We start from the raw sequence: 11938 nt of genomic DNA on the forward strand, positions 1-11938 counted from the left end.
TGGAGAAACTTACCGAGGGCCTAACCCACGTGCCTCGAACGGCCCATGCGTGGTATGCACTTCACCATCGTCGTTTATTTCCAGCCTTACACTTGGGTCCGGATCATTCACCACCTTCTCGAGCTGCTGAACCGATCTGTCACGACTGAGGAGCCGCCTAATCGTATTGACGATCATCAGCAAGATAACGATGGAGAAAGGGAAAGCGCCAATGATGGTGCCGGTCTGGACCGTATCGACGACAGCACTACCGCCAAGCGTCAGTAGTACAGTCGCCACCGTGGCGATACTGATGACCAGGACCACGCGGAACCATGCCCCTGCCCTTTTCGGCGCTGACACGAAATCCGCCAGTGCGTATGTGCCGGCATCCAGCGAGGTGACGTAGTAGGTCGCTACCAGCACCGTGGCCACCACCAGTAGCAGGCTGCCAACCAGGGGAATGGATTCCAGCATGGCAAACAGGCCACTGGAGATGTTCTCGTTGACCGCAGCGGATATTCCACGCCCTGACCGATTATCGTAGTAGATCGCAGCAGACCCCAGCACGCCAATCCACACCATTACGATGAGTGAGGGAATAACGGTAACGCCGATGACAAACTCACGGAGTGTCCGGCCACGCGAGATACGGGCAATGAATCCAGCCACGAAAGGTGAGAAGGCGATGACCCAGCACCAAATGAATACGGTCCACCAGCCATTCCAGCTATCCTGCCAGGAAGAGAGCGGCTCGGCGGTGCTTGGGGCATCCGTCCAGAAGCTCATGGAGATGAAGTTATTGAAGAAAGCGCCAAAACTTTCGGTGATATTGGAAATAATGTACAGCGTGGGCCCGAACACGAAGACGGCAACTACGAGAACGACACTCAGCACCGAGTTGGTTTCACTGATCATCCGCATCCCCCGACTGATGCCAAAGAAGGCGGAAATGGCCGCAGCCGTGCCCAGCCCAACAATGACGAAAATCCAGACACCCGGCCCCGAGGACAGCCCGGCGAAGGATGCTAGGCCCGACGAGAATTGCATCGCCGCGAAGCCGAACGATGTAGATAGGCCCAGTATCGTCGCCATGATAGCCAAGAGTTCGACAACCACACCCGCACTACCGCGCGCCCACGGCGGCAACATATCCACCGTTGCCTCACGGAAAGTTAGGGTCTTGCCCAGGTTGTGATGCGAGTAGGCCAGGCAGACAGCCACCACACAGTACATGGCCCAAGCGGTAAAGCCCCAGTGGAAGTAGGCCCAGGCGAGCCCTCCCCCCGCGACATTGCCCTCCAGCGCCTGGATCACCGGGCTTTCGTCGCGAAGCATGATTGGCTGTGCCACCGACCAGAAAATCAGCCCTATACCTTGTCCGCAGGCGAAGAGCATCGAGTACCAGGCAAAGTTGCTGTACTCGGGTTTCGCACCAGGGCCACCCAGCCGCACCCGTTTGCCAAGCTTGCTGAAAGCGAGCCAGGCGCATACTGCTACGGCAAAGAGTGAATAAAGTATGAATAGCCAAGTAAAGCCACCGGTGACGAAAGTTCGCATATCGTAAATTACTGCAGCTACGCTATCCGGTCTGCTCAGCACGAGGACAATGAGCGCAACGATCGCCAACGGAGGCGTAAACTGTATGACCAATCTGCCCATGGGGGGAAGGTCCCGCCCCGTAAAACGAGGGATTTCTACGGGCTCGAGAGACACTTTCTTCTCCCTTCCCCTTCCGTAATCGTTATTGCTGTTTGACATACTCGTCTCCATACTGTTTTTGTAATTGCCAGGCACACTATACGGTCATGGCGGGAAGCTTTATCTCAAATACCTGACGATTCCCAAGACGCATTCATCGAGGATCATCTGCCCTTTTTCCGCTGTCGCCTTAAGCGGAGAAGAGAGGGTGCCGGAAGACGCAACCCAGGAGGGATCCGGAGGAAAGACATCGTAAGGAGGAAATGATGCCGGCTGCACATCTACTGCCTTGGTCATGTCGACTAGCTCCGGATGAAGCTTCAACATGATCGAAGTCTCAAGAACGCCCCCATGCTCAACGGCCCATCCCGTGAAGCCATCTGGAAATACTTTTTCGATGGTTTCTTCACTGATGAAATCCCAATAGGACAGCAAATATACCTTGACGGCAATATTCTGTGTCAGGCAATTCTTGACCAACTTGTCGGCTGCCTCACAGAGATACGCCGAGTTCTCAAAATGGCCATTTATTAAAATAAACTCTCGATTCCCATGGTTCACGTAAGCCTCTAATACATCATAAACATAGTGCTCCAAGGAACTGCCGGATACGCAAGTGGTGCCAGGAAAGAAATTACCGCCGCCTGATTTTACTTGCGACTTGTATCCGTAGCTGATAGCCGGTGCAACGAGCATGTTGCCAGCTTGTTCAGCCACCCTTTCAGCAATGTGGCTTGGAATCAACACATCCGGGTTGAGCGACATATGCGGACCATGCTGTTCAATGGCCCCCACAGGAAGGATGATCTTGCATTTACCTTTCTCGGTGCGCTCCTTGTAGGAAACCCAGCTCATGTTCTCAATCTTGACATCTTTCATCTCGATTACCCCGAAGCAAAAATTCTGCAACGCCGCGGACAATTACTAACCAGTAAGCGGTAACAGCATCAAACAACAAAGGGGAGCTTCGCTCCCCTTTATTCTTCCCAATTACTTGATGATATTATGCTCCGGCCCATACGGGAATCCGGTGATATTCTCGGCACCGTGATCATTGACCACCAGAATATCGTGCTCACGATAGCCGCCGGCTCCCGGGCGCCCTTCCGGCACCATGATCATCGGTTCCATGGAGACGACCATGTTGGGTTCGAGCACGGTCTCGATGTCTTCGCGCAGCTCGAGCCCCGCCTCGCGGCCGTAGTAGTGGCTCAGGGTACCGAAGGAGTGACCATAGCCAAAGGTGCGGTACTGCAGCAGGTCGTGCTTGGCGAAGATCTCGTTGAGCTCATGTGCAATGTCGCAGCAGCGCACTCCGGGTTTGATCAGCTCCTGGCCGCGGCGATGCACCTCGCAGTTCACTTCCCAGAGCCTCAGATGCTCGTCAGAGGCGTGGCCGAGGAATAGGGTACGCTCCAGCGCGGTGTAGTAGCCCGAGATCATGGGGAAGGTGTTCAGGCTGAGGATGTCTCCAGGCTGTACGCGTCGGCTGGTCACCGGGTTGTGGGCGCCGTCGGTGTTGATGCCGGACTGGAACCAGACCCAGGTGTCCATCAACTCGCTGTGGGGGTAGGTCTTGGCGATCTCACGCACCATGGCGGCCTGCCCGGCCAGGGACACTTCGTACTCAGGCACACCGGCATGAATGGCATCGCGCACGGCCACCCCACCCACATCGGCAATTCGCGCGCCCTGGCGGATCAGCGCAATCTCCTCGGCCGACTTGATCATCCGCATCTTCATGGTCGGCGCACCGATATCGACCAGCTCCACCTCGCCAAGCGCCGACAGCAGTTTCTGCTGGTTTTGCAAGGTCAGGTGGTCGAACTCGACGCCCACCCGGCGCTTGCCTTCGCAGAGCTGCTTCACTGCCTTGAAGAAGTTGTCCTTCTGCCAATCGGTATAGACAATATTGTCGCCCAGGCGATTGCGCCGATAGGGCTGGCCACCATCGATATTGGCGGTAACGGTGGTAAAGCGATCCTGAGTCACGACCAGGCCGTAATCACGCCCGAACTTGCAATAAACGAAGTCACTGAAGTAATTGATATTGTGGTACGAGGTCAGCACGACGGCATCGACATCATTGGCTGCCATATACTCCCGCAACCGGGCGAGACGACTCTGCATCTCGGCATCGGAAAACGTCGGCACGACCTTCTCGCCGTTGGGGATTTCGATCAGCGATGGAAGTTTCATCTTGTTTTCTCCTTCGTCTCTTCATGCGACACGCGTCGCAGGTTGGGCACCGACTTTTACTGTCACGCCAGTTTCATTGGCGACGTCAATTTCGTTGAACTGCATGATGGAAAGTCGGTATCTATTTTCCAGTATCTTCACCAGACACATGATGTGGTTGAATTCGTCATCCTCGGCCATGAAGTCGATACCGAACATGTGGATGCCGAGACAGGCTACTTCGTAGGTCTTATCCACGCGCAGGAAGGCAGCGACATTTCGCTTCAGTTCACCGACGTCTTGTAACACCATCGAGTCGGAACCCACTCTCAACACCAGCCGCCAATGTTTCATTTCTGCGTTCTCCAGCCGTCTGGAATGACTATGGCCAGCACGGGTCGGCAACACCAATGACTAGTGCAAATAGGCGCATTGGCGACAGCAATGCGAGAAAGATGAAGTGACTGACAGTATGGGAGCGAGAGGGAGGGTAAGGCTTCAAAGCGTCTTCGGTATCGCGTTGCCGCTGGGCAATATGAGAAGACACCCTGCCGGGAATATCCGGCAGGGTGTCTTCGCTGTTTCGTGCTTGCTGTGACGCCCTGTGCTGTGGCGGTAGCCTAGCGGCCCAGCGCAGTGGACGGCGCCGGGTCCGAATCCGGCTGCTGGGCCGAGACGGCGGCATCGGCGGCGGCGCCAAGATCTTCTCGCGTGGCGATATGCTCTTGCTGTTCCTGCCAGAGGCGCTGCTCGGCCTCGCTGGCCTTGGGTGAGAACAGCCCGAACTGGGCGTAGAAGATACCGATCAGCGGTGAAATCCAGCAGGCAAAGGCCAATGGGATGTAGAGCAGGTTTTCCACGTTACCCTCGACGATGCCGAGCCCCAACGCGCTGATGACAAAGGCACCGCCGGCATTCCAGGGCACCAGCGGCGACATCAGCGTACCGCCCTCCTCGATCGCCCGGGACAGGTTCAGCGTCGAATAGCCCAGGCCACGATACGTCGGCGCATACATACGGCCAGGCAGAGCGATGGAAAGATAGGGGTCGCCGGCGACCAGGTTGGTGGAAAGCGAGGTCAGCATGGCCGAGGTCTGCACGCTACGGAAGCTTCTCACCTTGGCCATGATCGCCTTGATGATGGTCTCCAGGCAGCCGGTCTTCTCCAGTGCGCCGCCGAAGCCCAGTGCAATCAGGATCAGCGAGATGGTCCACATCATCGACTGGATGCCGCCGCGGTTGAGCAGGCTGTCCATGGCTTCGACGCCGGTCTCGATGGTGTAGCCGTAGTTGGCGTAGGTCACCACCTCATGCAGGCCAACTCCCTGCACCAGCATGGCGGTCACCGCACCGGCCAGTACGCCGGCAAATAGTGAGGGAATGGGCGGCATGCGCTTCACGGCCAGCACGATCACCAGCAGGGCGGGAAGCAGCAGCCAGGGGGAGATCGTGAAGTTCTCGTTCAGCGACGACGTGATGACGTTGATTTTCTCGAAGGAGGCCGCCTGATCGTCAATCAGCGTGAAGCCCGCCACGAGATAGATGGCCAGCGCGATCAGCATTGCCGGCACCGTGGTCGGCATGAGGTTCTTGATATGGGAAAACACGTCCGTGCCCGTCACGGCCGGGGCCAGGTTGGTCGTATCGGACAGCGGCGAGACCTTGTCGCCGAAGAAAGCGCCCGAGACCACGGCGCCCGCGGTCCAGTACATCGGGATGTCGAACCCGGCGCCGATGCCCATCAGCGCCAGGCCCACCGTGCCGACGGTGCCCCAGGAAGTGCCCAGCGACACGGAGACGACCGAGCAAAGCAGCATGGCAGCGGCCAGGAAGAATGCCGGCGATAGCAGGGTCAGGCCGTAGTAGATGAGGCTCGGCACGGTACCGCTGGCGATCCATACGCCGATGATCATGCCGACGCAGATCAGCACCGAGACCGAGGGCAAGGAGATGTGGATAACGTGGAAGATACCCTCTTCAATGCGTTTCCAACGAAAGCCGAGCTTGAGCCCCACCAGGGAGGTGATGGCTAGGCCGATGGCCAACGGGATATGTGGCGTGAAGTCGCCGAAATAGAAGATCTGCACGCCGATGGCGATAAGCGTCAGTACGACAGGTGTCAGAGCGAGAAGAAGGCTCGGCTTGGAATATGGCTTGGATACGTCTGGGTCAGTCATGTTGTTGTCCTCAGCGCTGCATTGGCTTTGTTGCTGTTATTGGCTCGGGGATCAGTGCGTCGATGACGTTGATGTCAGATCAGCACCCGCAGGCACTGGCCCGTGTGGTAAAGGGTGAAGCCTCCTTCGTAGGACGAACTCCACAGGGGTCTGGCCTGGATGGGCCTGGGCGAGCGAATCGGCAGCGGCAGCAGGCTGTCGTCGCCGTGGGTCAGGTAACGGGCAAACCCCTTGCCCACGACCGTACCGGTGGTGATGCCACGCCCGTTGTAGCCGGTAGCGCCCAGGATGCCGGGTGCCGGTTCGATCAGGCGCAGCGTATGGTCGGGCGTAAAGGCGATACGCCCCGTCCAGGTGCACTCCCAGTCGATTCGGCCAAGTTGAGGGAAGTAGTGACGCTGGATGCGATCCGCCCAGCAGCGCACATAGGCCTGCGGCCGTCCGTCGCCGCGCCCCAGGCTGCCCAGGATCAAGCGGCCGTCGGCGTCGCGCCGCATGCTGCTCAATACCATACGCGTGTCCCAGGCCCCCTGCCGCTCGGGCAGAATGTCGCCGGCGCTCTCCTCCGACAGCGGAGTGGAGGCTACCTGGAAGAAGTGACCAGGAAAGAAATGCTCCCGGACCTGGTTCCAGTCCTCCTCGGTGTAGGCGTTGGTGGCCAACACCAAGCGCGGCGCCACGACGCTGCCCTGCGGCGTCGTGACCCGCCACTCTTTCCCCTCGCGCGCCACGCCCAGCGCGGGGCTGCGAGCAAAGAGCAGCGCACCGGCACCGGCGGCCGCCCGGGCCAGGCCACGGGTATAGGCGGCGGGATTGATCGTTCCCGCTCGGCGATCCAGCAGCGCACTTCGTATCTGCTGCGTGCCCACCTTCTGCCAGCATGCTTCGTCCTGAAGAAGCTCTACCGGTGCGCCGCGCTGCTGAAGCTGATCGGCACGCCGCGCCAGCTCTTGCTCACCCTTGGCATTGTGGGCCAGATGCAGGGTGCCGCTGCGGGTGGCCTCGCAGTCGATGCCGTGGCGCTCGATGAGGGCAAAGACCTCGGCAGGTGCAGCCCCGAGGATGGCATTGGCTCGCTCGCCATCCTTCTCGCCCAGGGCCTTGCAGATGTCGTCCGGCGGGATCCATAGCCCGGCGTTGACCAGGCCGACATTACGGCCCGAGCCGCCACTGGGAACCTCACCGGCCTCGACCAGCGTCACCGCCGTACCCGCCTCGGCGAGGTGCAGCGCCGTGCTAAGCCCGGTGATCCCCCCACCGACCACCACCACCTCGGCGCTCTGGGCACCTTCGAGGGCAGGCAGATCCAGCCCAGGCTCGGGCGACGTGTCGTGCCAGAGGCATTGCGCTTTCATGCCATCCTCCCTTCTGCATTACGCGCTACTTGGGCGCCCTTGCCGCCCATCGCTATCGCCGCGACCGGAAAAAGCTCCGACCATAGCGGCGATCCTGCTTTTGTTTCGAAGCTTGGCGACAACGGATCATGGCATGGCACGTCAGTCGAACTGGATGCCCTGCGCCAGCGGCAGCTCCCGCGAGTAGTTGACGGTATTGGTCTGACGGCGCATGTAGCTCTTCCAGACGTCTGAGCCCGACTCTCGGCCGCCACCGGTTTCCTTCTCGCCGCCAAAGGCGCCGCCGATTTCGGCACCGCTGGGACCGATGTTGACGTTGGCGATACCGCAGTCGCTTCCGGTATCCGAAACGAAGGCCTCGGCCTCGCGAACGTCAGTAGTGAAGATGCAGGAAGAGAGACCCTGTGGCACGTCATTCTGCAGCGCCAAGGCCTCGCTGAAGTCGCGGTAGGTCATGACGTAGAGGATCGGCGCGAATGTCTCGTGCCTGACCAGCTCGTCCTGCCGCTCGACCTCGACGATGGCGGGTGTCACGTAGTAGCCGTGGGGATACTCGTCGGCCAGGCAACGCTCGCCGCCGTAGACCTTGGCACCCTGCTCGCGCGCCTGGCCGAGTACGGACTCCATCTGGTCGAAGGCCTGGGCATCGATCAGCGGGCCGACAAGGTTGCCTGCCATGGGGTCGCCGATGCTGACGTTGGCATAGGCCTTTTTCACCCGCTCGAGCACCTCGTCACGTACGGATTCGTGCACGATCAGGCGGCGCAAGGTGGTGCAGCGCTGGCCAGCGGTGCCCACCGCCGAGAACAGGATGGCGCGTACCGCCATGTCCAGATCGGCGCTGGGGGCGAGGATCATGGCATTGTTGCCCCCAAGTTCGAGGATGCTGCGACCGAACCGGGCAGCGACACGCGGGGCGACCTCACGGCCCATGCGGGTGCTGCCGGTGGCGCTGATCAGAGGCACGCGGGGGTCGTCGGTCAGCACCTCGCCGGCCTCGCGCTCACCGATGACGACCTGGCTGAGGTCCCGGGGGGCATCGTCGCCGAACTCCTGCATGGCACGTTCGAGCAGTGCCTGACAGGCCAGAGCACACAGCGGCGTTTTCTCGGAGGGTTTCCACAGCAGGCTGTTGCCGCAGACCAGCGCCAGGGCAGCGTTCCAGGCCCACGGCGCCACCGGGAAGTTGAAGGCGGTGATCAGGCCGATCGGCCCCAGTGGATGCCAGCTTTCACGCATATGGTGGCCGGGACGCTCGGAGGCAATGGTCAGGCCGTAGAGCTGGCGAGACTGACCGACGGCGAGATCGCAGATGTCGATCATCTCCTGCACTTCTCCCAGGCCTTCCTGATAGATCTTGCCGCACTCCAGGGTCACCAGCGTGCCGAGGTCCTCCTTGTGACGACGCAGTTGCTCGCCGAACAGGCGCACCAGCTCGCCACGACGCGGCGCCGGAACCTGGCGCCAGGCCTCGAAGGCCGCCTGGGCACGATCGATGCGCGCCTTGACCTCGTCGGCACTCTCCAGGCGAACCCGGCCGATCTCACTGCCATCGGTGGGCGTGGCCACGGTATAGTCACCGCCGTGGTACAGGGATTCGGCCACACCCAGTCGCTGCATGATAGTATCGATCATTCTTCCTCCTACTGCCCCGTCAGGTTATTTTTGAACACCCGCAGTATTGCCGCGGCGCTTGACCCGCCTCAAACGACGTTTTATACGGAATTCATTCCTTTTTTTCCTGATCGGATCGATATGAACCGCCGTTACATGCCCACCCTGACCGCCATGCAGTGCTTCGAGGCCTCGGTACGCCACCTCAGCTTCACGCGCGCTGCCGAAGAACTGAACCTGACCCAGAGCGCCGTCAGCAAGCAGGTGGCACAGCTCGAATCGGTGCTCGAGCACCCCTTGTTCCGACGCGTACGCAAGCGCCTGCAGGTCACTCCCGAGGGTTCGCTGTACCTGACCGAAGTGCGCAAGATTCTTGCTCAGGTCGAAATGTCTACGCGCTACATGCAGTCCTATGGCGGCCAGAGCGAGGTGCTCAATATCACCACGCTGCCTACCTTCGGAGCCCGCTGGCTGATTCCCCGATTGAAGGGCTTTCGCTTCTGTCATCCCGACGTCTACCTGAACATCAGCAACCGCGTGGAACCCTTCGATCTCGAAGCGCAGCACGTCGACGTGGCTTTCTTCTTTGGCCACGGGGCCTGGCCGAAAGCCGAGTGCATCAAGCTGCTCGACGAGGAGGTTGTGGCGGTCTGTTCGCCCTCGGTGCTGCCGGCCGGGGAGATCGACGACCCCCTCGCCCTGACCGACCTGGTATTGCTGCAGAGCGCCACCCGGCCCGAAGCCTGGCACGACTGGTTCGCCGCCCAAGGCCTCTACACCGAGCACAGCTATCACGGCCCGCGCTTCGACACCTATTCCATGACACTGCGTGCCGCCAGGGCGGGCTGCGGCGTGGCGCTGGTGCCGCGCTTTCTGGCCGAGGAGGAGCTGACAGCTGGGCAACTGGTTGTTCCTTGGTCGTTCTCGTTGACCAGCCGCGACGCCTACTACCTGGCCTACCCCGAATACAAGGCAGAGCTGGTCAAGGTGAAGGGCTTCGTCGACTGGATACTCGAACATCTAGAGCAGCCCACCGGTCATGACGTGACGCAACGAGAGAGCTGCGCCATGGCCGGAGAAAGCGCCCCTGTTCATGCCTCCAAGGCATGAACCCCTGCCTCGCACCGCCAATCAAGGGATTCATGCTCGGCAAGCAATAATTTTTGGAATGTACTTGTCCCTTTTTTTCGTTTGAGACGCGTCACCACCCTCTGTTTACATCCTTTCGACTTTCCTCGAATGAAGAACCAAAGGGTCGTGACATGGATCTTGCGCATATCAGTGCCTCGTTGAACGTCGTCCATCCGCTCTGCATCGAGCGGGGACGCAACGCCGAGGTCTGGGACGAACAGGGAAGGCACTACGTCGACTTCATCGGCGGCATCGGCGTACTCAATCTGGGCCACGGCCATCCGGCCGTGGTCGAGGCAGTCAAGGCGCAGGTCGATTGCCTGATGCACTCCGCCTTCAACGCCCTGCCGCATCGCGGATACCTCGAAGTCGCCAGGGCGTTGGATGCCTTCGTGCCGGTCTCCTACCCGCTCGCCAGCATGCTGACCAACAGCGGCGCCGAAGCCACCGAGAACGCCCTCAAGGTGGCCCGGGCCGCCACCGGGCGTCAGGCAGTCATCGCCTTCGACGACGGCTTTCACGGACGTACGCTGGCGGCCCTGAATCTCAACGGCAAGGTCAAGCCCTACAAGGCGCGACTGGGCGCCCTGCCGGGCCCAGTGCATCACTTGCCCTTTCCGAGCCCCGACGGTGGCGTCGAGATGGACCACGCCATGGCCGCTCTCGAGCGCCTGTTCGAGGTCGAGATTTCCGCCGACGAGGTGGCTGCCATTATCGTCGAGCCGGTGCAGGGCGAGGGCGGTTTTCGTCGGCTGCGCGGCGATTTCGCCAAGCGGCTACGAGCGATGTGCGACGCGCACGGCATCGTACTGATCTTCGATGAGATCCAGTCCGGCTTCGGGCGCACCGGTCGACGCTTCGCCTTTTCCCAGCTCGATGTCGAACCCGACCTGCTGCTGATGGGCAAGAGCATGGCGGCGGGGCTGCCGCTGGCGGCGGTAGCGGGTAGGGCCGAACTCATGGGCGCCCCGCCCAAGGGCGGCCTGGGCGGCACCTATTCGGGCAACCCCGTCGCCTGTGCGGCAGCGCTGACGGTGATGGACCTGATGAGCGAGGACAGCCTGCAACGCCTGGGGGCTGCCCAGGAGGCGGCCATCGTCAAAGCCCATGGGGGCTTCCGCGAACGCTTCCCCATGGTCGGCAAACTGACCGGCCTGGGCTGCATGCGCGGCATCGTCTTCGAGGATACCGCCGGTGCCAGTGGTGCCGAGCACCTCGCGGCCTTGCTGAGTGCCGCACGCGAGGCGGGTGTCCTGCTGATGCCCAGCGGCCGTCGGCGCAACGTGCTGCGCCTGCTGGCCCCGCTGACCACAGAGCCCGAGGTAATGAACGAAGGCCTGGCGCGGCTCGAGCGGGCGCTGGAGACACTGTCGGCATGATCGCTCGGCTCGACGGCGGGGTGGCGACCTCCGATCACTACCTGCGCTTCCTCGAGGCGCTCAGGGCCGCCGGCTTCGCGGGCGAGATCGCCCCGGACTACGCCAGCCGTACCGTGCTGGCCACCGACAACTCGATCTACCAGCGCCTGCCCCAGGCCGCGCTGTTCCCGCGCCACGCCGAGGACCTCGCGCTGATCGCGCGGTTGGCCGGCGAGCCGGCGCATCGCCGGGTGGTGCTCACGCCGCGCGGCGGCGGTACCGGCACCAACGGGCAATCGCTCACCGACGGCCTGGTGGTGGACGTCTCGCGCCACATGAACCAGATTCTCGACATCGACGTCGAGCACCGCCGCGTGCGGGTCCAGGCCGGGGTGGTCAAGGACCAGCTCAACGCCGCGCTGAGGCCCTTTGGCCTCTTCTTCGC

General features: G+C 61.2%; 10 protein-coding genes. 3 read left to right on the top strand and 7 right to left on the bottom strand.

The genetic code is table 11. The features are described 5' to 3' along the window. Positions 1-9: 9 nt before the first annotated feature. From ACOJCM_RS18715 to amaB, 7 genes are all read right to left on the bottom strand, one after another. Positions 10-1740, bottom strand: a complete 1731-nt coding sequence (locus ACOJCM_RS18715) for a BCCT family transporter (RefSeq protein ID WP_445213592.1) — start codon at positions 1738-1740, stop codon at positions 10-12. Between the two features lie 60 nt (positions 1741-1800). Then, positions 1801-2559, bottom strand: coding sequence for a creatininase (locus ACOJCM_RS18720; protein WP_445213593.1), 759 nt, complete (start codon positions 2557-2559; stop codon positions 1801-1803). Between the two features lie 111 nt (positions 2560-2670). Next, positions 2671-3879 carry a M24 family metallopeptidase gene (locus ACOJCM_RS18725; protein ID WP_445213594.1) on the bottom strand — a complete coding sequence of 403 codons (1209 nt, stop codon included), beginning with the start codon at positions 3877-3879 and terminating at the stop codon, positions 2671-2673. A gap of 21 nt (positions 3880-3900) precedes the next feature. Continuing rightward, complete coding sequence (locus ACOJCM_RS18730; RefSeq protein ID WP_445213595.1) at positions 3901-4212, bottom strand: hypothetical protein; 312 nt, start codon at positions 4210-4212, stop codon at positions 3901-3903. A gap of 266 nt (positions 4213-4478) precedes the next feature. Next, complete coding sequence (gene nhaC, locus ACOJCM_RS18735; RefSeq protein WP_445213596.1) at positions 4479-6035, bottom strand: Na+/H+ antiporter NhaC; 1557 nt, start codon at positions 6033-6035, stop codon at positions 4479-4481. Positions 6036-6109: 74 nt separating this feature from the next. Next, complete coding sequence (gene amaA / locus ACOJCM_RS18740; RefSeq protein ID WP_445213597.1) at positions 6110-7390, bottom strand: L-pipecolate oxidase; 1281 nt, start codon at positions 7388-7390, stop codon at positions 6110-6112. A gap of 141 nt (positions 7391-7531) precedes the next feature. Continuing rightward, the gene (amaB, locus tag ACOJCM_RS18745; RefSeq protein ID WP_445213598.1) at positions 7532-9025 is read right to left on the bottom strand and encodes an L-piperidine-6-carboxylate dehydrogenase; all 1494 of its coding nucleotides are present in this window, start codon (positions 9023-9025) and stop codon (positions 7532-7534) included. A gap of 120 nt (positions 9026-9145) precedes the next feature. Here amaB and ACOJCM_RS18750 point away from each other — a divergent pair, with 120 nt between their 5' ends. From ACOJCM_RS18750 to ACOJCM_RS18760, 3 genes are all read left to right on the top strand, one after another. Next, positions 9146-10114: a LysR substrate-binding domain-containing protein gene (locus ACOJCM_RS18750; protein ID WP_445213599.1), complete on the top strand. Its 969-nt coding sequence runs from the start codon at positions 9146-9148 to the stop codon at positions 10112-10114. A gap of 152 nt (positions 10115-10266) precedes the next feature. After that, a complete protein-coding gene (locus ACOJCM_RS18755; RefSeq protein ID WP_445213600.1) occupies positions 10267-11514 on the top strand; it encodes a 2-aminoadipate transaminase in 1248 nt (415 codons plus the stop codon). Next, positions 11511-11938 (top strand): FAD-binding oxidoreductase (locus ACOJCM_RS18760; protein WP_445213601.1); only part of this gene is annotated, 428 nt, incomplete at its 3' end. The genes ACOJCM_RS18755 and ACOJCM_RS18760, both read left to right, overlap by 4 nt.

It is taken from the genome of Billgrantia hypersalina, assembly GCF_052584175.1.